This is a genomic window from Aestuariicoccus sp. MJ-SS9 (assembly GCF_032586235.1).
In the GTDB taxonomy this organism is placed as follows: Bacteria; Pseudomonadota; Alphaproteobacteria; order Rhodobacterales; family Rhodobacteraceae; genus Aestuariicoccus.
The window spans coordinates 26,840-49,112 of record NZ_JAWHTD010000015.1 but is presented as its reverse complement, the minus strand read 5'-3'; the positions used below and the strand labels follow the sequence as shown (position 1 = coordinate 49,112).

At 66.2% G+C, this 22,273-nt stretch carries 22 protein-coding genes; 14 read left to right on the top strand and 8 right to left on the bottom strand.

Translation table 11 applies throughout. The annotated features are described in order from the left end of the window. Window positions 1-18: 18 nt before the first annotated feature. Both RXV88_RS12125 and RXV88_RS12120 read right to left on the bottom strand, forming a co-directional pair. A complete protein-coding gene (locus RXV88_RS12125; RefSeq protein ID WP_316293193.1) occupies window positions 19-906 on the bottom strand; it encodes a hypothetical protein in 888 nt (295 codons plus the stop codon). Then, a complete protein-coding gene (locus RXV88_RS12120; RefSeq protein ID WP_316293191.1) occupies window positions 897-1,520 on the bottom strand; it encodes a DUF1007 family protein in 624 nt (207 codons plus the stop codon). Before RXV88_RS12120 ends, RXV88_RS12125 begins: the two co-directional genes overlap by 10 nt. Before the next feature lie 113 nt (window positions 1,521-1,633). On the opposite strand from RXV88_RS12120, the gene RXV88_RS12115 reads away from it, so the two are divergent. Continuing rightward, the gene (locus RXV88_RS12115) at window positions 1,634-2,287 is read left to right on the top strand and encodes a TIGR02453 family protein (RefSeq protein ID WP_316293190.1); all 654 of its coding nucleotides are present in this window, start codon (window positions 1,634-1,636) and stop codon (window positions 2,285-2,287) included. A gap of 9 nt (window positions 2,288-2,296) precedes the next feature. Here the strand turns inward: RXV88_RS12115 and ppk2 are convergent, their stop codons facing one another. Further along, complete coding sequence (gene ppk2 / locus RXV88_RS12110; RefSeq protein WP_316293188.1) at window positions 2,297-3,226, bottom strand: polyphosphate kinase 2; 930 nt, start codon at window positions 3,224-3,226, stop codon at window positions 2,297-2,299. 68 nt (window positions 3,227-3,294) lie between these two features. Then, window positions 3,295-3,870: a Crp/Fnr family transcriptional regulator gene (locus tag RXV88_RS12105; RefSeq protein ID WP_316293186.1), complete on the bottom strand. Its 576-nt coding sequence runs from the start codon at window positions 3,868-3,870 to the stop codon at window positions 3,295-3,297. Between the two features lie 598 nt (window positions 3,871-4,468). Here RXV88_RS12105 and RXV88_RS12100 point away from each other — a divergent pair. Beyond that, window positions 4,469-4,786, top strand: a complete 318-nt coding sequence (locus RXV88_RS12100) for a potassium channel family protein (protein ID WP_316293184.1) — start codon at window positions 4,469-4,471, stop codon at window positions 4,784-4,786. A 351-nt stretch (window positions 4,787-5,137) separates the two neighbouring features. Here RXV88_RS12100 and RXV88_RS12095 read toward each other — a convergent pair whose 3' ends face one another. Then, complete coding sequence (locus tag RXV88_RS12095) at window positions 5,138-6,031, bottom strand: NAD(P)-dependent oxidoreductase (protein WP_316293182.1); 894 nt, start codon at window positions 6,029-6,031, stop codon at window positions 5,138-5,140. A gap of 117 nt (window positions 6,032-6,148) precedes the next feature. On the opposite strand from RXV88_RS12095, the gene trpA reads away from it, so the two are divergent. Beyond that, window positions 6,149-6,940, top strand: a complete 792-nt coding sequence (trpA, locus tag RXV88_RS12090) for a tryptophan synthase subunit alpha (protein ID WP_316293179.1) — start codon at window positions 6,149-6,151, stop codon at window positions 6,938-6,940. Window positions 6,941-7,007: 67 nt separating this feature from the next. After that, the gene (locus RXV88_RS12085; protein ID WP_316293178.1) at window positions 7,008-7,802 is read left to right on the top strand and encodes a hypothetical protein; all 795 of its coding nucleotides are present in this window, start codon (window positions 7,008-7,010) and stop codon (window positions 7,800-7,802) included. 8 nt (window positions 7,803-7,810) lie between these two features. On the opposite strand, the gene RXV88_RS12080 is transcribed toward RXV88_RS12085, so the two are convergent. Further along, window positions 7,811-8,236 carry a cytochrome c gene (locus RXV88_RS12080; RefSeq protein ID WP_316293176.1) on the bottom strand — a complete coding sequence of 142 codons (426 nt, stop codon included), beginning with the start codon at window positions 8,234-8,236 and terminating at the stop codon, window positions 7,811-7,813. Window positions 8,237-8,422: 186 nt separating this feature from the next. After that, window positions 8,423-8,872: a MaoC family dehydratase gene (locus tag RXV88_RS12075; RefSeq protein WP_316293173.1), complete on the bottom strand. Its 450-nt coding sequence runs from the start codon at window positions 8,870-8,872 to the stop codon at window positions 8,423-8,425. A 149-nt stretch (window positions 8,873-9,021) separates the two neighbouring features. On the opposite strand from RXV88_RS12075, the gene RXV88_RS12070 reads away from it, so the two are divergent. The 10 genes from RXV88_RS12070 (at window position 9,022) to iolE (ending at window position 21,161) form a co-directional block, all read left to right on the top strand. Then, entirely contained in the window at window positions 9,022-10,185 is a 1,164-nt protein-coding gene (locus RXV88_RS12070) for an alpha-hydroxy acid oxidase (protein ID WP_316293172.1), read from the top strand. Window positions 10,186-10,305: 120 nt separating this feature from the next. Continuing rightward, window positions 10,306-11,334: a LacI family DNA-binding transcriptional regulator gene (locus tag RXV88_RS12065; RefSeq protein ID WP_316293170.1), complete on the top strand. Its 1,029-nt coding sequence runs from the start codon at window positions 10,306-10,308 to the stop codon at window positions 11,332-11,334. A 159-nt stretch (window positions 11,335-11,493) separates the two neighbouring features. After that, the gene (locus RXV88_RS12060; RefSeq protein ID WP_316293169.1) at window positions 11,494-12,309 is read left to right on the top strand and encodes a TIM barrel protein; all 816 of its coding nucleotides are present in this window, start codon (window positions 11,494-11,496) and stop codon (window positions 12,307-12,309) included. 79 nt (window positions 12,310-12,388) lie between these two features. Next, entirely contained in the window at window positions 12,389-13,333 is a 945-nt protein-coding gene (locus RXV88_RS12055) for a sugar ABC transporter substrate-binding protein (protein ID WP_316293166.1), read from the top strand. A 97-nt stretch (window positions 13,334-13,430) separates the two neighbouring features. Beyond that, a complete protein-coding gene (locus RXV88_RS12050) occupies window positions 13,431-14,513 on the top strand; it encodes an ABC transporter permease (protein ID WP_316293164.1) in 1,083 nt (360 codons plus the stop codon). 40 nt (window positions 14,514-14,553) lie between these two features. Beyond that, on the top strand, window positions 14,554-15,336 hold the full coding sequence (locus RXV88_RS12045) for an ATP-binding cassette domain-containing protein (RefSeq protein WP_316293263.1): 783 nt from the start codon (window positions 14,554-14,556) through the stop codon (window positions 15,334-15,336). 134 nt (window positions 15,337-15,470) lie between these two features. Beyond that, a complete protein-coding gene (gene iolG, locus RXV88_RS12040) occupies window positions 15,471-16,481 on the top strand; it encodes an inositol 2-dehydrogenase (RefSeq protein WP_316293161.1) in 1,011 nt (336 codons plus the stop codon). Continuing rightward, on the top strand, window positions 16,478-18,412 hold the full coding sequence (locus RXV88_RS12035; RefSeq protein ID WP_316293158.1) for a bifunctional 5-dehydro-2-deoxygluconokinase/5-dehydro-2-deoxyphosphogluconate aldolase: 1,935 nt from the start codon (window positions 16,478-16,480) through the stop codon (window positions 18,410-18,412). The genes iolG and RXV88_RS12035 overlap by 4 nt, the downstream gene beginning before the upstream one ends. Window positions 18,413-18,414: 2 nt before the next feature. Next, the gene (gene iolD / locus RXV88_RS12030; RefSeq protein ID WP_316293156.1) at window positions 18,415-20,256 is read left to right on the top strand and encodes a 3D-(3,5/4)-trihydroxycyclohexane-1,2-dione acylhydrolase (decyclizing); all 1,842 of its coding nucleotides are present in this window, start codon (window positions 18,415-18,417) and stop codon (window positions 20,254-20,256) included. Beyond that, window positions 20,253-21,161: a myo-inosose-2 dehydratase gene (iolE, locus tag RXV88_RS12025; protein WP_316293155.1), complete on the top strand. Its 909-nt coding sequence runs from the start codon at window positions 20,253-20,255 to the stop codon at window positions 21,159-21,161. Before iolD ends, iolE begins: the two co-directional genes overlap by 4 nt. On the opposite strand, the gene RXV88_RS12020 is transcribed toward iolE, so the two are convergent. Beyond that, window positions 21,158-22,189, bottom strand: a complete 1,032-nt coding sequence (locus RXV88_RS12020) for a LacI family DNA-binding transcriptional regulator (RefSeq protein WP_316293153.1) — start codon at window positions 22,187-22,189, stop codon at window positions 21,158-21,160. The genes iolE and RXV88_RS12020 overlap by 4 nt on opposite strands. Window positions 22,190-22,273 lie beyond the last annotated feature (84 nt).

Below are 22,273 nucleotides of genomic sequence, written 5' to 3'. Positions count from 1 at the left end.
TTGCAGGCCCCGGGGGGCCTAAAGCGCCGCCAGCAGGAATTGCGCCGCAAGCGCCATGATCAGCGCGCCCGCCGCCGCCTCGATCACCCCCATGGCGCGCAGGGCCGCCGGGCCTGTGGCGACCCGCGTCAGCGCGCCTTCGCGCAGCAGGGCCGAGGCCAGCGCGACGGCGATGGTGATCGTCGCCGTGCCCAGCCCCATCGCCAGCGCGCCCAGCACGCCCGCACCCCAGATGTCCATCCGCCAGGTCAGGATCAGCAGGAAGAGCGCGCCGGTGCAGGGCCGCAGCGCGATGGCGCCAACCAGCGCCGCGGCGTCGCGCAGGCTGGTGACCTTTTCGGCCTCGTCAAGCGTGGGGCCATGCGCGTGCCCGCAGGTCCGGCAGGTGCCGTCGTCGGCCACGGGATGGCGCAGATCGCGGATCAGCCGCCGCAGTCCGCGCCAGATCAGGTAGAGCCCGATGGCCCCGATTGCGGCATAGCTCGCGGGGGCGAACCAGGCCTCGGCCCGGTCCACCAGAACCTCGCGGCCCCAGCCCAGCAGCACGATCCCGGCCCAGACCAGCGCGATGGCCGTAATCGCCTGCGCCAGGCTCGACACCAGCGCCAGCAGGCCCAGCCGCAGCACCGGCACCCGACGTCCCAGCCCGTATCCGCCGATCAGGATCTTGCCGTGCCCCGGCCCCGCCGCATGAAAGAAGCCGTAAGCAAAGCACACGCCCATCAGCGCCCAAAGCGCGCCGGGCTCGCCCGCGCGCAGCGCGCGCAGCCCCTGCGCCATGGCGTTTTGCGCCGTGCGCTGACCCTCGGCGGCCAGCACCGTCAGCCGGTCGGCCCCGCCGAACCCCCAGAGCCAGAGAGCGGCGGCCAGAACCGCCGCCGCCCCGATCAGCAGCGCTAGGCGCACTGGAACCGGATGGTCTGGGCGTAATGCGCGCCCGGTTTCATGATCTCGAACATATCCTCGGGCATGGTATCGAGCTCTTTCTTCACCGCCGCGTCGGCCGCCGCCAGGTCGGGTGCCGCGATCTCGGTCTGGCAATCGGCAAAGAATACAACAACCTCGCGCACGGTGTAGGCGACGTAATAGGTCGGGTCGTACTGCCGGATCGTGAGATCGGCGATCGGCGACGGCGGGATGTCGCGGGTCTGTGTCGACACGATGCGCCCGTTCTCGACCGTGGCCGACACCGGTTCCGGCCGGGGCAGGTCGAGCTTTCGGTCGCCGGAGAAGACATAAAGATCGCCCTCGAACCCCTCGGGCCAGACCTCCAGATCGAACCCCTTGAGCCGCGCCTCTTCCTCGGGCGTCAGGAGGCCGTCGGCATCGGGGTCTAACCCCTCGTCCTCGAGGATCAGGAGGGTGAAGAAATCGTCATAGTGCCAGGTCATCTCGACCTTGTGGGCCAGCCCGTCGGCATCGACATGGATGCGCAGTTGGGTATCGACGAAAATATGCGGATGCGCCCAGGCCATGGGGGCCATGCAGAGACACAGAAAGGCGGTCAGCAGACGGGTCATGGCAGTTTCCTATGCGCAGGCGCGCGCGCAGGCAAGACGGCTGCGGCGCGGACGGCGGGAACATGCTACCATCGGAGGATATTTCAACCGATTCTTCCTGCCGGAGTGGCATTATGCCCGACCCGATTGATCTGACCGATTTCGTTGCGAAAGTGCGCGTGTTCCTGTCCGACCTGACGCACAACAACGACCGCGACTGGTTCCGCGAGAACAAGAGCCTTTACGATGCCGATCTCAAGCGTCCCGCCGAGCGCATTCTGGCCGATATCGCGCCCGCGCTCGAGGCGCGCAGCGGCGCGCCGGTGCGCACCAAGCTTTTCCGCCCGCACCGCGACATCCGCTTTTCCGAGGACAAGACCCCATTTCATACCCATCTGCACATGCTCTGGTCGCTGCAGGACGGGCGGGGATGGTATTTCGGGCTCTCCACCGAATACGCCACCGCCGGGGCGGGGATCATGGCCTTCGACGCCGAACAGCTGGGCGCCTACCGCGACGCCCTGGACGGGCCCGAGGGCGAAAATCTGGACGCCTGTCTCAGGACCATCGGCGGGCGCATGGATCCGCCGACGCTCAAACGGGTGCCGCAGCCCTATCCGGCGGATCACCCCCGGGGCGAGCTCTTGCGCCGCAAGGGGCTGGTGATGTGGCGCGACGGGATCGAGGCGCAACTGAGCCCCGATCCGGTGACCGGCCTGATGGCGGCCTTCGACGATCTGCAGCCGGTGCAGGACTGGCTGGGCCGCTGCGTCGCGGACCAGAGCTAGACCGCGGCGTCAGCCCCGCCGCGTCGCCGGGTGCAGCGCCTTGCCCAGGATGTGGTCCGAGCGGTGGATCACATGGCCCGCGCCGCCCACGATCAGCGGATCGGGTTCGGTGGCGACCTTGGGATCCTTGCCGGGGTAATCCAGCGTCGACAGGAAATGCCGCATGCAATTCAGCCGCGCGCGTTTCTTGTCGTCGGACTTGATGATCGTCCAGGGCGCGTCGGCGGTGTCGGTGTAAAAGAACATCGCCTCTTTCGCCTCGGTGTAATCTTCCCACTTGTCGAGGCTGGCCTTGTCGATCGGCGACAGCTTCCACTGTTTCAGCGGATCGGTCTCGCGCGACTGGAAGCGGCGGCGCTGTTCGTCGCGGGTGACCGAGAACCAGTATTTGTAAAGCCGGATGTTGGAATTGGTCAGCATCCGCTCGAATTCCGGCGTCTGGCGCATGAATTCAAGGTATTCGCCGGGCTCGCAAAAGCCCATCACCCGCTCGACCCCGGCGCGGTTGTACCACGACCGGTCGTAAAGCACGATCTCGCCCGAGGTGGGCAGGTGTTCGACATAACGCTGGTAATACCATTGCCCGCGCTCGACATCGGTGGGTTTGTTAAGCGCCACGACCCGCGCGGTGCGGGGGTTGAGATGTTCGGTGAAGCGCTTGATCGTGCCGCCCTTGCCCGCCGCGTCGCGGCCCTCGAAAAGCATGACGAACTTCTGGCCGGTGTCCTGCGCCCAGTGCTGGATCTTCAGCAGCTCCGCCTGCAGCTTGGCCTTCTGATGCTCGTAGCTGCGGCGCGAGAGGCGGTCGGCATAGGGATAGGCCCCCTGCTCGAACTCGGCCCTTTTCGCAACGGCCTCGGGGCCCTCGGTCTCGGCGGCCACGAGAGCGGCCTGCTTGGGGGCAACCTCGGCGGCGGTCTGCTTCAGCGTATCGGGCATGCATCTCTCCTGTCGCGCAAATATTGGTCAAGGATAGCGGTTTTACGCGCCGCAAACCTTGATCCGGGTCAAACAGGAGAGAGCTGATAGCGCCCGCGCCCCAGCTTTTGCGCCAGCCCTCGCCGCACCAGCGCCGCCAGCGCGCGATAGGTGGCCTCGTGCGTCAGGCCGATCTGCGCGGCCAGCGCCATGACGGTGCCGGTCTGCCCGCCATCGGCAAGCGCTGCAAGCACGCGGTCCTCGGCGCTGCGGATCGACAAAAGCTCGACCTGCCGCCGCGACGCCTGCACCTGCCGCGCCAGCCGTTGCATCAGCGCGCGGGCGAAACCCGGGTCACGGTCGATCCGCTGCAAGAGCGCCTGTTTGCGAAACCGCACCGCGCGGCCCGGCGCCACGACCTCGGCGTCACAGTGATAGGTGGGGGCGAAAAGGCTGGCCTCGGCCAGCGTCTGCCCGGCGGCGGCGCGCGCCAGCACCACCCGGTGCCCGGCCTCGCCGTGGCGCACCAGATGCACCTCGCCGTCCAGCACCAGCCAGAGCCCCGAACTGTTCTCGCCCTGCCGAAAGAGCAGATCCCCCGCCCCCATATCCCGCGCCCGGCAGGCGGTTTCGGGCAGGCTGTCGAAAGGCGCAGGATAACTCATGATCGCAATCATAACGCGGATCGGGCGGTTCTGTCACGCGCCGGGTGCGGGCGCGTGGATCAACGGCCAAGGAGCGGCCGAATGAATCGGGTCAAAAAAAGGCGCTTTGTCACAATGCGCAAATCGGGCCTGCTATCGGGAGTCGGTCCGCAGTGCAGCAGCAGGTCACGTCCTTTGGTAAGCATATGCGCACGCATGAGAGAATTGGCGAAGCCGGTCATCACGTGGGTGCCAATTACAAAGATATGAATATTGCGCCCTGTTCCAGCTTTGAATTATCCAGGATTTGACAAATGTGATCGTAGAGAGTCTCGATGTTTGACCGAATAAAACGGAAACTTGGCGTTGCCGCGTCCAAATCGAAGGCAATTATTGAAAGAGGCAAGGTTCACATCCTGGGGCTGAAGGGCAGCTCTACACCAGGCAGTGATGCGCGTCGGATGACCATGCGGCTCTGCTTGTATTGGAACCTTGTTTTTTCGGTTGGGCGCTGTTCACTGCGTCAACGCCTCCGTCGGCATACTCCGTCGCAACATCGGTTGCCGCGACTGCCTTTATCGGTGCAAGTTTACTGATTTTCTTTCAAATCGTCTTGTTGATGCCCTTTCGGGACAACAACGAGGACTTTCAGCTCGACGCCTGGCGTCTGGTTCTTGACACGATGGTTTCAGCAGCATTCATGATCGTTGTTTTTTCGGTGTTGTACAAGAATGTCGGCCTTGTCGCGGGCAATGACTTCGTGCGCCCCAGCGCGCTGGATGCGATCTATTTCTCGGCGGTGACGTTTTCGACATTGGGATATGGTGATTTCGCACCGCATCCATCCGCAAGAATAATCGCAGCGGCGCAAGCCCTGCTCGGCAATCTTCATCTAGGGATGATTGTCGGCGCGACGTTCGCCGCCATCCGACGCTGAGGGATCACCCGATCAGCAGAGCGATAATGCCAACAGCCATCAACACAGCTGCCAAAGGCAGTGTGTACGACTGAATCTTGCGATATCGCTGGTTGCTCATTCTGTCCTCACTCGTACGACGTATAGCTTTTCGCGTAAAACATTGCAAATTACTTGTAAGCCTGTCCGTCGGAGCGGAAAACAATCGCTCTGAAGTCCGACAAACTCTCGCGGCGGTCATCGAAAGGGCTTTTGTATCAAGACCCTGACAAAGATCTGGTTTGATGCCGGCACTTTTCGGCCAACACGACGAAGACCGAGATCCATAAATTCTGCGGAGCATGGAAACCCGGGCCTTGGATCCATCGGGGATCACACCTCTTTCGTCAGCACGTCGCGCCAGCTGTGTTTCGGGTCGAACCCCACCAGCTTGCGGGCCTTGTCGATGGCGTAGAAGGTCTCGTTTTTGCCCATATCGCGCTTGACGGGCACGCCCTGGTAATAGCGCGCGCGGACGGCGTCGTTGGACAGACCCACGGACATGTCGGCATTGGCGACGTTGAAAACCTGATAGCCGAGCCCGTCGGTCGTCAGGCAGCACTCGACCATCTGGCCCAGATCGCGCGCGTCGATATAGCCGAAGATGTTGCGGCGCCTGAGGTCGGGGTCGTTCAGGTAGGCGGGGAAATCGGTTGCGTATTCGTGCGGCTCGATCACGTTGTTGATCCGCAGCCCGTAGATGTCGATGCCGGATCGGGCCTGGAAACTGCGCGCCGTGGCCTCGTTGCAGACCTTTGACATGGCGTAGCTGTCATGCGGGAGGGTTGGGTGATCTTCGTCCACGGGCAGGTAGTCGGGCTTCTTCTCGCCTTCCGCAAAGCAGATGCCATAGGTGGTTTCCGAACTGGCAAAGATCACCTTGGGCACGCCCAGCTTCACCGCCGCCTCGATCACGTTGTAGGTCGAGAGCGTGTTGACCCGGAAACATTCGGCATCGGGCGTGATCAGGATCCGCGCGATGGCGGCGAAATGCACCACCGCGTCGAAGCGCGGCACACCGGCGTCAAGATCGAGATCGTCGAAATTCGCATAAGAGGTCATCGCGCCGAAGACCTGCCCGCTGTCGGTCAGGTCGACCTGCAGGTTGTCGGGATGATCGGCCAGCGGCACCAGATCGGCGTTGAGCACCCGGTGGCCCCTTTCCCGCAGATAGGGGATCACGTGCCGCCCCGCCTTGCCGCTGCCGCCGGTGAAGAGAATTCGCATGATGAGGTCCTCCCTTTTGGGGGCTATTCAGCATGGCCGCCGCCCCGAGGTCCAGTGCCCCATTGATTTTCCCGCACGCATCCGGCACATCCCGCAGGGAAATGCTTGGGGGACGCCATGACACGGATCGACGCGAAATTTGCGCAGCTGAAGGCCGAGGGCAAAAAGGCCTTTGTGTCCTATGTCATGGCGGGCGATCCCGATTACGACACCGCGCTGCGGCTGGTCAAAGGGCTGCCCGGCGCAGGCGTGGACATCATCGAGCTGGGCCTGCCCTTCACCGATCCGATGGCCGACGGGCCGACGATCCAGCTGGCCGGGCAGCGCGCGCTGGACGCTGGAATGACGCTCGACCGCACGCTGGAAATGGTGCGCAGCTTTCGCGAGGGCGACGACACCACGCCCATCGTGATGATGGGCTATTACAACCCGATCTATTCGCGCGGCGTGGACCGGTTCCTGGAACAGGCCCGCGAGGCCGGCATCGACGGGCTGATCATCGTCGACCTTCCCCCCGAGGAGGACGAAGAGCTTTGCATCCCGGCGCAGAAGGCGGGGCTGAACTTCATCCGGCTGGCCACCCCCACGACCGACGACAAGCGCCTGCCGAAGGTGCTGACGAACACCTCGGGCTTTGTCTATTACGTGTCGATCACCGGCATCACGGGGGCTGCCGAGGCCCAGGCGGCGGATGTCGGGCCAGAGGTGGCGCGGATCAAGGCGCAGACCGATCTGCCGGTGATCGTGGGTTTCGGCATCAAGACGCCCGAGGCCTCCGAGCGCATCGCCGGTGTGGCCGATGGCTGCGTCGTGGGCTCGGCCATCGTGGCCGAGCTGGCCACGGGCAAGCCGGTGGACGAGGTGCTGAGCTTCGTCAAATCGCTGGCCGACGGCGCGCATCGCGCATGAGCGGCGCGCGGGCAAGCCGGGAGGTCCCGGGGCAGGCCCGGCACTGCGCTGCGCGGACGTGAGCGGAGTGCGGATAGACGAAGCGGCGGAGGCGCTGCTGGCGGCGTGGGACGGCAAACGACAGATCGCGCCGCTGTCCGATGGCGCCGGGATCACGCTGGACGAAGGCTATGCCATCGCCGCGCGGATCGCCGCTATGCGCCAGGCGCGGGGCGAGCGGACCCTCGGGCGCAAAATCGGCTTCACCAACCGCACCATCTGGCCCATCTACAACGTCTCGGCCACGGTCTGGGGTTGGATGTGGGAGGGCGGCCTGCACGACATTCCCGAGGACGGACGCATCGCCCTGCCCGACAGGCCCGAACTGCGGCTGGAGCCCGAGATCGTCTTCGGCTTTGCCCGGAGCCCCGCCTCCGGCATGGATGCCGCCGCCCTGCTGGGCTGCCTCGACTGGGTCGCGCATGGGGTCGAGCTGGTGACCTCGGCCTCGGCCTATCCCGGCTGGCGCTTCACCGCCCCCGACACCGCCGCCGCCCACGGCATGCACGCCGCGCTCTGGATCGGGCCACGGCGGCCTGCAACGGCCTTCGACGTGGCGGGGCTGGAGGATTTCGCGCTGACGCTGACCGGCCCGGACAGAACCCTGCGCGGCGAGGCGCGGGACGTGCTGGGCGACCCGCTGCACGCGCTGGCGCATCTGGTCGGCCTGCTGACACGCCATCCCGCAGCCGGGCCGATCCGGCCCGGCGAGGTCGTCACCACCGGCACGCTGACCGATGCGGTGCCCGTCGCGCGGGGACAACGCTGGCAGACGCGGCTGGACGGTATCGCCCTGCCGGGGCTCGACCTGACGCTGGTCTGAACGCGGCGCTAGTGCTGGATCGACTGCAGGTAGTAAACCAGCGCCAGGACGCGGCCCTGCACGATATCCTCGGCGGTCACGCCGGGGTGAATCGTGGCGGGATAGGCCTCCTCCATCAGCAGATCGCCCCAGACCGGCATCTCCGACACCCCATGCGCCTTGACCTGGCGACGGCCGTCGATCGACTGGTAGACCTCGCTGAACGGGAAAGCGCCGCCGTTACCCTTGGACAATTCCCGCAGGTTGGCGGGTTTCTGCGCGAAAAGCTCGGCCACCGGGCCATCGCCCTCGGCGTTATCGCCGTGGCAGACCGCACAGTTCTGGCGGAACATCTGCTCGCCATAGGTGAAGTCCTGCGCCGAAGCCCCTTGCGCCGCCGCAAGTGCCATGACGCCAGCGGCGATAGCTGGCGCGAATTTCAAGCGAACACTCATGTCGTTCCTCCTTTGACCGACCTTGTTCGCGCGCTTCCGGGGCCAGCCTAGCAAAGCCGGGCCGCCACAAGAACATGTAACTCATCTGCAGAATTCGGCCCGCCACCGGGCGGCCCGAGGGACCCGCCGGGGCGGGGCCCGAGATATCATGCGCGCGCACGCGCTCCTTTGGATCAGGCCGGGTGGTCAGGCGGGGCGGCGGCGCAGGATGTGGGTGGCGGTGTAGGACATGACCGTTTCACCGTCGCCCCGCAGCACGTCGTAGCGGATGACGGTGGCCCCGCGGTCGGGTTTCGACCGCGACGGGGTCGAGGACATGACCTCGGCCACCACGTGCAATTCGTCGTCCGGGCGCACCGGCTTCAGCCAGCGGATCGCGTCCATCCCCGGGCTGCCCATCGAGGCGGCGTTCCACACGCCTGCCTTCAGCGTCAGCACGAAGCCCACCAGCATGGTGTGAAAGCCGCTGGCGATGATCCCGCCGAAGGGCGAGTCCGCCGCCGCCGCCGCGTCGGTGTGAAAGGGCTGCGGGTCCCATTGCCGGGCAAAGTCCAGGATCTCGTCCAGGGTCAGTCGCTGCGCGTCGGTCTCGAACCGGAACCCCGCGGGCAGATCGTCGAAATATCGCTTGGTCATGGTCTTTTCCTTCTTGCGCCAGAATGCACTGCGGCCCAGCTTACCCGACGCGGATCAGAGCGCCATAGCCCGCGTCCATCCTGTCGCATTGCGCGGCATCGGGCCCATTGGTATGAAAACCTAACCAATTACAGCGAAAGGCTCCGGAAATGCCTGTTATTACCGAAATCGAGGACCTCAAGCGCATCTACCGGCGCCGCGTGCCCAAGATGTTCTACGATTACACGGAATCGGGCAGCTGGACCGAACAGACCTTTCGCGAGAACAGCTCGGATTTCGACCGCATCTACCTGCGCCAGCGCGTCGCGGTGGACATGGCCGGGCGCAACACCACCACCCAGATGATCGGGCAGGACGTGTCGATGCCGGTGGCGCTGGCGCCGGTGGGCCTGACGGGGATGCAGCATTACGACGGCGAGATCATGGCCGCCCGCGCCGCCGAGAAATTCGGCGTGCCCTACACGCTTTCGACCATGTCGATCTGTTCGATCGAGGATGTGGCCGCCAACACCTCGAAACCGTTCTGGATGCAGGTCTATACGCTGAAGGACGACGAATTCATGCAGCGGCTTTTCGACCGCGCGAAAGAGGCGAAATGCTCGGCCGCCGTCATCACCGTCGATCTGCAGCTGCTGGGCCAGCGGCACAAGGACGTTAAGAACGGCCTTTCCGCGCCGCCCAAGCTGACCGCGAAATCCGTAGCCAACATGATGACCAAGGTGCAATGGGGCCTTGGGATGCTGTCGACCAAGCGGCGCTTTTTCGGCAATATCGTCGGCCACGCCAAGGGCGTCAGCGATCCCACGTCGCTGACCACATGGACCAACCAGGCCTTCGACCAGTCGCTGGACTGGGACCGCATCCGCGAATTCCGCAAGATGTGGGACGGCCCGCTGATCATCAAGGGCATCATGGATCCGCGCGACGCGCTCGAGGCGCTGAACGTCGGCGCGGACGCCATCATCGTGTCGAACCACGGCGGCCGGCAGCTCGATGGCGCGCTCAGCTCGATCCGGGCGCTGCCGGCGATCCTGGATGCGGTGGGCGACAAGATCGAGGTGCATATCGACAGCGGCATCCGGTCCGGGCAGGACGTGCTCAAGGCACTGGCGATGGGGGCCAAGGGCACCTATATCGGGCGCGCCTATGTCTACGGGCTGGGCGCGATGGGCCAGCAGGGGGTCACGCGCGCGCTGGAGGTGATCCACAAAGAGCTCGACTTCAGCATGGCGCTTTGCGGGCGGCGCGACGTCAAGGACGTGGACCGCGACATCCTGATGATCCCCGAGGGCTTTGCCGGCCGCTGGGCCTGACAGGACGTTCTGGAACCGGCAGCGGGCCGCCCGCTGCCGGTTTTTCTTTGCCCGACGCAAACCGTTTTGAGCGCGGCCCTGCCTGTGGCAGAATGACGAAAACCCGTCACGGAGCCCATCATGGCCAACCGGCCCACCCTCACCGATGTCGCCCGCGAGGCCGGGGTCAGCGTCACCACCGTCGACCGCGCCCTCAACGGCCGCTCGAAGGTGCGCGAGGACACCATCCGCAAGATCGCCGAGGCCGCGCATCGCGTCGGCTATCACGGCAAGGGCATCCTTCAAAGCCGGCTGAACAGCTCTGCCCCCGAGCTGCGGTTGGGCTTCGTGCTGTCCAAGAAATCGCAAGAGTTCTACCGCAACTTTGCCAGAGAAATCGAACAGGCCGTGGCCGCCCGGACCGACATCCGGGGCCGGGCCGAGATCCGCTATGCCTCGTCCCAGTCGCCCGCCGAGTATGCCGAGCTGCTGACCGATCTTGGCGCGCGATGCGACGCGGTGGCCTGCGGCGCGGTCAATGACCAGCGGCTCAGCCAGATCGTGCAGGACATGAAGGAAAACGGCGTGCCGGTGATCTCGATGCTCAACGATTTCGCGCAAGGCATCAGGAAAAACTATATCGGTCTGAACAACATGAAGGTGGGACGGTTGGCCGCCTGGATGATCACCAAGACCTCGCCGCAGGCGGGCAAGCTGGCGATCTTCGTGGGCGGCAACCGCTGGCACGGGCATGACCTGCGCGAGGTCGGCTTTCGGTCCTTCGTGCGAGAGGCGGGCCAGGGGTTCACGATGCTCGACACGCTGGTCAACCTGGAAACCCGGCAGTTGACCTATGAGGCAACGCTGGACCTTTTGTATCGCCACCCGGATCTCAGGGGGCTCTACGTGGCGGGCGGCGGGATGGAGGGCGCGATTGCGGCGCTCCGCGAGGCGCACGAGACGCCCAAGGTCGCGCTGGTGATCAACGAGCTGACCGCCGAAAGCCGCGCCGCGCTGATCGACGGCTACGCCACGATGGTGATCGAAACCCCGCTGGCCGAGCTCTGCCGCGAGGTGGTCGACCATATGGTCAAGGCGCAGGACGATGACGACGGCGTCGCGGGGCAGCACTTTCTGTCGCCGCGGATCATCGTGCCAGAGCTGCTGTAAATGACGAGAAACCATCATTCTGCGGGTGCAAAATCCGTCATTATTGATGGAAAATGACACCGTAAGAATTGACCGAATCCTACTTTGTGAACCACCGTTGCCCTCGACCGCGTCCTGAAAGGCTGGCGCAGACCGGCCGGGCGCGGATGGGAGGACATCGTGAAGACCGCACTGAATTACATGACGGTGCCGGGGTTGGCCTATGCCGACTTTCTCGATCTGGCGGCCCGGCTGGGCTGTGTCGGGGTCGAGGTGCGCAACGACATCGCCCGCCCGCTCTTTGACGGCATGGACGCCGCCGGGGCGGGGCGCATGGCCGCCGACAAGGGGTTGCGGCTGGTCGGGCTGAGCCAGGTCTACCCGTTCAACGACTGGAATGACGACCGCGAGGCGGCGGTCCGCGCGCTGATCGACACCGCCATAGAGGCCGGGGCCGAGACCGTCAGCCTGATCCCGCGCAACGACGGCCAGGCGCTGGGGAACGGCGAGCGGCAGGCCAATCTGCGGGTCGCGATGAAGGCGATCCTGCCGATCCTGCAAGAGACGGGCATGACCGCGCTGGTCGAGCCGCTGGGCTTTCTGCGCTCGTCGCTGCGGTCGAAACGCGATCTGGTGGACACGATCGAGGCGATCGGCGGTGCGGCGCATTTCAAGCTGGTGCACGACACGTTTCACCACACGCTGGCGGGGGGCGGGCCGATCTTTCCCGAAGAGACCGGGATCGTGCACATCTCGGCCGTCACCGACCCGGATCTGCCGGTCGAGCGGATGGAGGACGAACACCGCGTCCTGATCGACGAGAACGACCGGCTGGACAACGTCGGGCAGATCGCCGCGCTGCTGGCGGCGGGCTACGACGGGCCGTTCTCTTACGAATGCTTTTCGCCTGAAACGCAGGCCCTCGCCGATCCGTACACGGCGATCCGCACGTCGTTCGATTTCATTTCCTCGCAGCTTCGGGCGCATGCCGCCTGAGCGAGGATTTCATTGCCCCGGCCAACGGGGCTTCCGGCAGGTAAATGGTGTGCCGGACACCAACTTAGGGAGGAAATCCATGAAAAAGACCCTTTTTGCAGCCGGTCTCGCGGCGCTAATGTCGACCACGGCCATGGCCGAGACCATCGGCGCCTCGATTGCGCGGTTCGATGACAACTTTCTGACCGTGATGCGCAATGGCATGGTCGATTACGCGGCGGGGATCGACGGGGTCGATCTGCAGGTCGAGGACGCGACCGACGACGTGGCCAAGCAGCTTGACCAGATCAACAACTTCATCGCCTCGGGCGTGGATGCGATCATCGTCAATGCGGTCGACACCTCGGCCACCGACGCGATGAGCCAGGCCGCCGCGTCGGCCGGCGTGCCGCTGGTCTATGTCAACCGCCAGCCGATCAACGTCGATACGCTGCCCGACAACCAGGCCTTTGTAGCCTCCAACGAGATCGAATCCGGCACACTGGCCGCGTTCGAGGCCTGCAAGCTGGCACGTGCCGCCGGTCTGGCGGGCGGCGCCAAGGCCTATCTGCTGATGGGTCAGCTGTCGAACCAGGCCGCGGTGCAGCGCACCAAGGACGTGGACGACGTGATCGGCATGGACATGTGCAACTTCATCTCGGTGATCGACCGCCAGACCGCCGAATGGTCGCGCGACAAGGCGCAGGACCTTATGACCAACTGGCTGTCCTCGGGCGAGGAGTTCCACATCGTCTTCGCCAACAACGACGAGATGGCGATCGGCGCGATCCAGGCGATGAAGGCCTCGGGCATTTCGATGGAGGACGTGATCGTCGTGGGCGTCGACGCCACCCAGGACGCGCTGGTGGCGATGCAGGCGGGCGATCTGGACGCCACCGTGTTCCAGGACGCCTTCGGCCAGGGCGAAGGGTCGGTCGACGCGGCGCTGGCGCTGGCCCGCGGCGAGGACGTGGACCAGAAGGTCTACATCCCCTTCAAGCTGGTGACGCCCGCCAACGTGGCGGACTTCCTGCAGCGCAACTGATCGGCGCACAGCCATCCGGCGGGGCGCAGCACGCGCGCCCCGCCAGCCCTGCCGGGACGAGAGCCCGGCACGAAAAGGACCATCGGGAGAGCGACGCATGGCGCAGCAAGCGGAAGGGATCGGCGGACTTAAGTACGACAAGTCCAAGAAAGCCTGGCCCAACGAGTTCAACATCTTCTTTGCCCTGATCCTGATCGTGGCGATCTTCGAGGCGCTGGGGCAGTTCCTGCCCTACATGAACGGGCAGAGCTTTCTTTTCGACACGCAGGACCGCTTCGACTCGATCTTCAACGAGGCGCGCCTCAAGATCATCATCCTGCAGGTGGCGATCATCGGCATCATCTCGCTGGGGGTGACGCAGGTGATCATCTCGGGCGGGATCGACCTGTCGTCGGGGCCGCTGGTGGCGGCGACGGCGATGATCGTGATGTCCTTTGCGCAGACCGAATTCGTGAACGGCAACCCCAACCCCAAGGCGGTCTTCGGCGCGTGGTCATTCGACCTGCCGGTGATCGTGCCGGTGATGGTCGGGCTGGCCTTCGGCGCGTTGATCGGCGGGATCAACGGCACGCTGATCGCCTTCACCCGCATTCCGCCCTTCATTGCCACGCTGGGCATGTTCCTGATCTGCCGCGGCATCGCGCAGTGGTGGACGCGCGGCCAGCCGGTGTCCTTCCCCACCGACAGCTACGCAGCACTCGGCGCGGGCATGATGCCGGTCGTGTGGTTCCTGCTGCTGGCGATCCTGTGCCACGTTCTGTTGCGTTTCACGGTCTACGGCAAACACACCTATGCCATCGGCTCGAACGAGGACGCCGCGCGCATGTCGGGGATCAACGTCAAGCGCCACAAGATCCTGATCTACATGATCGCCTCGATGCTGGCGGCCTTCGCGGCCATCGTGCTGAGTTCCAAGAACCTCACGGCGCAGTCGGGCATGGGGCTGTTCTACGAACTTTTCGCCATCGCCATGGCCGTCATCGGCGGCGTCAGCCTGACCGGCGGGCGCGGGTCGATCATCGGGACGGTGCTGGGGGCGATGGTCTTTGGCGTCATTCAGTCGGGTTTCACCTACGTCAAGCTCGACGCCTATTTCCAGATCATGGCCATGGGCATCATCATCATCAGCGCCGTGGTTCTCGACCAATGGCGGCAGCAACGCGCCGCGTCGCGAATATAGCACGGGAGGAAATGCAATGACGGGTATCGAACTGCGCGATATGGGCGACATCATCCTCGAGACGCGCGATCTGACCAAGTACTACGGCGGCGTGCACGCGCTGGAGGGCGCCGATTTCATCCTCCGCAAGGGCGAGCACGTGGCGATCATGGGCGACAACGGGGCGGGCAAGTCGACCTTCGTGCGCCAGATCACCGGCGTCGAACAGCGCACAAGGGGCGAGATCATCTTTGACGGCCACCCGGTGCATTTCGACGGGCCGCTCGATGCCCGCCGCGCGGGGATCGAAACGGTGTTCCAGACGCTGGCCCTGGCCGATCATCTGGACGTGCCGGACAATCTTTTCCTCGGGCGCGAAAAAACCATGCTGGATTGGCTGGGGCCGTTCCGGCTGCTCGATTACAAGTCCATGCGGCAGGACACGATGGCGGCGCTGGAAAAGACCGGGGTCAAGATCCCCAACATCCGCAACACCATCCAGAACATGTCGGGCGGGCAGCGGCAATGCGTGGCCATCGCGCGCACCGCGACCTTCCATTCCAAGCTGACGATCATGGACGAACCGACAGCGGCACTGGGGGTGCAGGAAACCGCGCAGGTGGAAAACATCATCCGCACGCTGAAAGAGGCCGGAGAGCCGCTGATCCTGATCAGCCACAACATGCGGCAGGTGATGGATCTCTGCGACCGTATCGTGGTGTTCCGGCGCGGGCGCATCTGCGCCAACCTCGACATCACCGGCGGCGACGTCACCGGCGAGGACGTGGTGGCCTATATCACCGGTGCCAAGACGCAGGACGAATACGCCGACGCCGCGGCCTGAGCGGCCGACGCCCGCATTTGCCGATACGGCGCGCCGGACCGGCGGCGCACCGTGCGTGGCCGGTGTCCTCCCGCGCCGGCCACACCCCCTTTTCCCGCGCGCCTGCGATGCAGCGCTTCTGACATGAGGATCCAATGACCGTTCGTTTTGCCATTCTCGGGGCCGGCCGCATCGGCCAGGTGCACGCCCGCGCGGTCGCCGCGACCCCCGGCGCGCGCCTTGTGGCCATCGCCGATCCCGTCGCCGAGGCCGCCGAAAAGGTGGCGCGGGACCACGGCTGCGACATCCGCAGCATCGACGCCATCGCCGCGTCCGGGGATGTGGACGCCGTGGCGATCTGCACCCCCACCGACACCCACGCCGACCTGATCGAGCAATTCGCCCGCGCCGGAAAGGCGGTGTTCTGCGAAAAGCCCATCGACCTCAGCCTGCCCCGCGTACGCGCGGCGCTGGCCACGGTCGAGGCCGAGGGGGCCACGCTGATGGTCGGTTTCAACCGCCGGTTCGACCCGGACTTCATGGCGCTTAAGGCCGCCATCGACGCAGGAAAGATCGGCGCGGTCGAGATGATCACCATCACCTCGCGCGACCCCGGCCCGCCGCCGCATGGCTATATCCAGGTGTCGGGCGGCATCTTTCGCGACATGACGATCCACGACTTCGACATGGCCCGCTGGCTGCTGGGCGAAGAGGTCGAGACCGTGCAGGCGCAGGCCTCGGTCCTGGTCGATCCCGAGATCGGCGCTATGGGCGATTACGACAGCGCCAACGTCATTCTGGCCACCGCCAGCGGGCGGCAATGCGTGATCACCAATTCGCGCCGCGCCACCTATGGCTACGACCAGCGGATCGAGGTTCTGGGCTCGAAAGGCATGGTCAGCGCCCGCAACATGGCCGAGGCCAATATCGAGCTGGCCGATGGCGGCGGGTTCACCACGCCGCCGCTGCTGAATTTCTTCATGACCCGCTACACCGCCGCCTATGCCAACGAGATCGCCGCGCTTGTCGCCGCCATCGCCGAGGGCGCGGTGCCGCCCACCACCGGCCAGGACGGGCTGATGGCGCTGGCGCTGGCCGATGCGGCGCTGCTGTCGGTCGCGGAGGGGCGCGTGGTGCGGCTGTCCGAGGTCACGGGGCAGGCATGACCCACCCGCTTGACGTCATCACCATCGGCCGGTCCTCGGTCGATCTTTACGGCGCGCAAATCGGCGGGCGGCTTGAGGATATGGGGTCGTTCGACAAGTATATCGGCGGCTCGCCCACCAACATCGCCTGCGGGACCGCGCGGCTGGGGCTGCGGTCAGCGGTGATCACCGGGGTCGGCGACGAACACATGGGGCGCTTCATCACCGAGCAGCTGGCGCGCGAGGGGGTGGATACGACAGGCGTGAAGGTCGATCCCGAACGGCTGACGGCGCTGGTGCTGCTGGGCATCCGCGACGAACACAGCTTTCCGCTGATCTTCTACCGCGAGAACTGCGCCGACATGGGGCTGACTGAGGACGACATCGACCCCGCGTTCATCGCGCGCGCCCGCGCCGTGGTGGCCACGGGCACGCATCTGAGCCACCCGCGGGTCGAGGCGGCGACGCTCAAGGCGCTGCGGCTGGCGCGCGGGAACGGGCAGAAGACGGCGCTCGACATCGACTATCGCCCGAACCTCTGGGGTGTGGCGGGGCATGGCGCGGGCGAAAGCCGCTTCGTCGAAAGCGGCAAGGTGACCGCCAAGCTGCAGGAGACGCTGCACCTTTTCGACCTGATCGTCGGCACCGAGGAGGAGTTCCACATCGCGGGCGGCTCGACCGACACGATCGCGGCCTTGCGCGCGGTGCGGGCGGTCTCCGGCGCCACGCTGGTCTGCAAGCGGGGGCCGATGGGGGCGGTGGCCTTTACCGGCGATATCCCGGGCAACCTCGACGAGGGCGAGACCGGGCCGGGCTTCGCCATCGAGGTCTTCAACGTGCTGGGGGCGGGCGACGGTTTCATGTCGGGGCTGCTGAAAGGCTGGCTGGACGGCGAGCCCTGGCCGGTGGCGCTGAAATACGCCAACGCCTGCGGGGCCTTCGCGGTCAGCCGGCACGGCTGCGCCCCGGCCTATCCCAGCTGGGAGGAGCTGCGGTTCTTTCTGGACCGGGGCATCCGGCGGCCCGACTTGCGCAACGACACAGAGCTCGAGCAGGTGCATTGGGCCACGACCCGCCACACCCGCCCCGGCGGCGACTGGCCCGAGGTGCGGACCTTTGCCTTCGACCACCGCCTGCAGCTTGAAGAGATGCCGGGCTACACGCGCCAGAAAGGCGCGGCGTTCAAGCAGCTCTGCCTCGACGCGTCGCTGCGGGTGCAGGACGGGCGGCCGGGCTACGGCATCCTTTGTGACGACCGCATCGGGCGCGCAGCACTGCACCGCGCCGCGGGCACCGGGCTCTGGATCGGGCGGCCGGCCGAGCTGCCAGGCTCGCGGCCCATCGAATTCGAGCCCGAACTGGGCGACGATCTGGGCGGGGTGCAGGACTGGGCGCGCGGGACCGTGGTCAAGCTGCTGGTCTTCTGCCACCCCAATGACGACGCCGCGACGCGTGCGTTGCAAGAGGCGCGGGTGAAGCGGCTTTACACTGCGGCCCGGCGCAATGGGCTGGAGTTCCTGCTGGAGGTGATCCCCTCGAAGGTGGGCCCGGTGGACGACATGACCACCGCGATTCTGATCCAGCAGTTCTACGACACCGGGGTCTTCCCCGACTGGTGGAAGCTCGAGCCGTTCCGGACCGAGGCTGCCTGGACCCATGCGGTTGACGCCATCCGTCGCAACGACCCGCGCACGCGCGGGATCGTGGTGCTGGGGCTGGACGCGCCCGAGGACGAATTGGCGCAAAGCTTTGCGCTGGCCGCGCGGCAGCCGCTGGTCAGGGGCTTTGCGGTGGGCCGGACGATATTCGGCGACGCCGCCCGGGCCTGGCTGGCCGGCGGCATGAGCGACACCGACGCGGTGGCGCAGATGGCGGAGCGCTATGCGCGGCTCTGCGGGATATGGGACAGGGCGCGGGCAGAGGCCCCGGCGCCGCAACGACAGGAGGCATGACCATGACGGGAACGATCCGATTGACCGCCGCGCAGGCGATGACGCGCTATATCGCGGCGCAGAAGACCGAAAGCGGCGAAAGCTTCATCGCCGGTTTCTGGGCGATCTTCGGCCACGGCAACGTGGCCGGGCTGGGCGAGGCGCTTTATGCCGCGCGCGAAGAACTGCCGACCTGGCGCGGGCATAACGAGCAGACCATGGCCCATGCCGCCATCGCCTATGCCAAGCAGATGCGGCGGGGCCGCGCCATGGCGGTGACCTCGTCCATCGGGCCGGGGGCCACGAACATGGTGACGGCGGCGGCGCTGGCGCATGTGAACCGACTGCCGGTGCTGCTGGTGCCGGGCGACGTCTTTGCCCATCGCGGGCCGGACCCGGTGCTGCAGCAGATCGAGGATTTCGGCGACGGCACGGTCAGCGTCAACGATTGCTTCCGCCCGGTGACCCGCTATTTCGACCGCATCGCCCGGCCCGAGCAGCTGCTGACCGCCCTGCCCCGCGCCTTCCGGGTGATGACCGACCCGGCAGACTGCGGGCCGGTCTGCCTGTCGTTCTGCCAGGACGTGCAGGCCGAGGCCTATGATTACCCGGTCAGCTTCTTCGAGCCGCGCGTCTGGCACCAGCGCCGCATCCGCCCCGACGAAGGCGAACTGGCGCGTGTGGCCGAGGCGATCAGGGCGGCCGAGCGCCCGGTGATCGTGGCCGGCGGGGGCGTGCATTACGCCGGGGCCTGCGAGGCGCTCCGCGCCTTTGCCGAGGCGCATGGCATCCCGGTGACCGAGACCCAGGCGGGCAAATCGGCGCTGCCCTGGGATCATCCGCTCAACCTCGGGCCCATCGGGGTGACCGGGGGCGCGCCCGCCAACACGGTTTGCGCCGAGGCCGATCTGGTGCTGGGGGTGGGCACGCGGTTTCAGGATTTCACCACCGGGTCCTGGGGGCTCTTCGCGCATCCCGGACGCAAGCTGGTCAGCCTCAACGTTGCCGCCTATGACGCCATGAAGCACGGCGCGATGCCGCTTATGGCCGATGCCCGCCTCGGGCTGGAAGAGCTGGGCGCGGCGCTTGGCGGGCACCGGGCCGAAGCCCCGGCAGCGACGCTCAAGGCCGAGTGGTTCGCGCAGGTCGATCCGCTGACCGCAGCGCCCGAAGCGGAGGGCGCCAACGCGCTGGCCACCGACATGCAGGTGGTGGGCGCGGTGCAGCGCGCGGCCACCGGGGACACGCTGGTGATGTGCGCCGCCGGCACCATGCCGGGCGAGCTGCACAAGCTCTGGAAAGCCGACCGGCCGGGGTCCTATCACATGGAATACGGGTTCAGCTGCATGGGCTACGAGATCGCCGGGGCGATGGGCATCAAGATGGCCGACCCGGGCCGCGACGTGATCTGCTTTACCGGCGACGGCACCTATCTGATGGCCAATTCCGAGCTGGCGACGGCGGCGATGATGGGCATCGGTTTCACCGTCGTGATCACCGACAACCGCGGTTTCGGCTGCATCAACCGGCTGCAGATGGGCACCGGCGGGGCCGAGTTCAACTGCCTGCTGGAGCACACTGTGCACGAGGTGCCCTCGGCCATCGACTTTGCCGCCCATGCCGCCAGCCTGGGCGCCACCAGCGTCAAGGTCGGCTCGGTCGCCGAGCTGGAAAAGGCGCTGGCCCGGCGGCACGAAGTCAAGGGACCCTATGTCGTGGTGATCGACACCGACCCCTATCCCTCGACGCCGCATGGCGGCACCTGGTGGGAAGTGGGCGTGCCCGAGGTGTCGGACCGGGCCGAGGTCCGCGCCGCCCGCGTCGCCTGGGAGGGCAACAAGTCCCGCCAGAGGGCCGAGGGATGAGCGTCCGCATCGGGGTCTCGCTGATCGCCTGGCAGAACGACGACCTGCCGGATCTGACCGCCGCCTTCACCATCGAGGGCGCGATGGAGGACGCCGCAAGCATCGGCTATGCCGGTGTCGAGCGTGGCCGCCGCATGCCCGCCGACACCGAAGGCCTGCGCGCCTATCTCGACCGCTATGGGCTGGCGCTCTGCGGGGGCTGGTGTTCGGGCAATCTGATGGTGAACGACCTGGAGACCGAAAAGGCCGCGATCCGCGAACAGGTCGACCAGTTCGCCGCCCTCGATGCCCCCTGCATCGTCTATGCCGAATGCTCCAACACCGTGCAGGGCCAGATCGCCACGCCGGTCAGCCAGCGGCCAAAGCTGAGCCGCGACGCGGTGACGGCCTATGCGGCCAAGCTGTCGGAATTGGCCAGATGGACGGCGGATCGGGGTGTCGCGCTGGCCTATCACCACCACATGGGCAGCATGATCGAGGATGCCGAGGACATCGCCTGGCTGATGCAAGGCAGCGATCCGGCGCTGAAACTGCTCTACGACACCGGGCACCTGCAGTTCGCCGGGGCCGACCCGCTGGCGGTGCTGGACGCCTGGGGCGACCGCATCCACCATGTGCATTACAAGGACGTCCGCGCCGAGGTGGCCGCCCGCATCCGCGCGGAGGACGGCAGCTTTCTGGACGCCGTCGCGGGCGGGGCCTTTACCGTGCCGGGCGATCCCGAAGGCTGCATCGATTTTCAGGCCGTCACCGACCGGCTGAAGGCCATGAACTATCAAGGCTGGATCGTCGTCGAAGCCGAACAGGACCCGGCCAAAGCCCCGCCTCATGACTATGCCAAGCTGGGGTACGACAGCATTCTGAGGATGTGCCGCACCGCCGGGATCGAGGTGGCAGAGGGCTAGACGGATTCCGGGCAGTAAAGCTCGGGCGTCAGGAAGTGCTGGCCGGGTCGCGCGTTCGGCCCGTCCCCGGCCGCCTTGGCCATCAGCCCGACCAGATCGCGGCAGAGCGACGCGAGCGGTGTGCCGATCACCAGGCTGACATAGCGATCCGCGAGCCCCCTGCGGCTGTCGGAGGTCAGCTCGTTCACCACCAGCGCCACCTTGCCCGGCGGGCGCAGCTCGCGCAGCGCGGCGATGGCGCCTTCCATGCCGCCACCCGCCACGTAGATGCCGCGCAGATCCGGGTGGCGGTTCAGCAGATCGAGCGTCGCCTCATAGGTCACCTGCCGGGTCTCTAGGTTGACCTTGGTGTCCAGCAGCGTGAACCCCGGCGCGCATTCGCGCAGATAGCTTTGGAAACCGGTCTCGCGCAGAAGGTGGCCGTGCCACCGGTTGCCGCCCACAAAGAGCGCCAGCTTGCCCGGATCGCGCAGCTGCGTGACGATCATCCAGGCGGCGATGCGCCCGGCCCTCATGTTGTCGAGCCCGAGGTAGTTCTGCCGCACGCTTGGCGCGAAATCGTTGAGCAGGGCAAAGACCGGAACGCCCGAGGCGGTGACCCGCTGCACTGTATCGGTCAGGCTGGGGTGATTGATGGCCGAGGTGGCGATCACGTCGCAGGTGCCGGCCGCCGCCTCGATCTCTGCCGCGAAATCCGAGGGCGCCTGAGAGGGCGAAAAGCGGATCTCGCAGCTGGCGCGCAGGTCGGTACGCGCCGCCACGGCCTGTTCCAGTTCGCGCGCAAAGTTCCGGTAGAATTCCTGCGCTCCCTTGTGCAGCACAAAGCCGAACCGTAGCCGCGGGGCGGCGGCCTGCGCCTGGCGGGCCTCCAGCATCGGCGTCGGATAGCCGATGCGCGCGGCGGCTTCGGCGACGCGCGCGATCGTCGCCTCTCGCACATGCGGCCGGCCGTTAAGCACGCGGTCCACGGTTGCCACGCCAACCCCTGCGGCGCGGGCAAGATCCTTAAGCGTCGGTCGGCGCGCCATGCGGCCCTCTTGATGTGATAACCTCATATAGGACCTACTTTTTGATGCTTTTTGATGTTATTTGCAACGAAATCCCATCGGGAA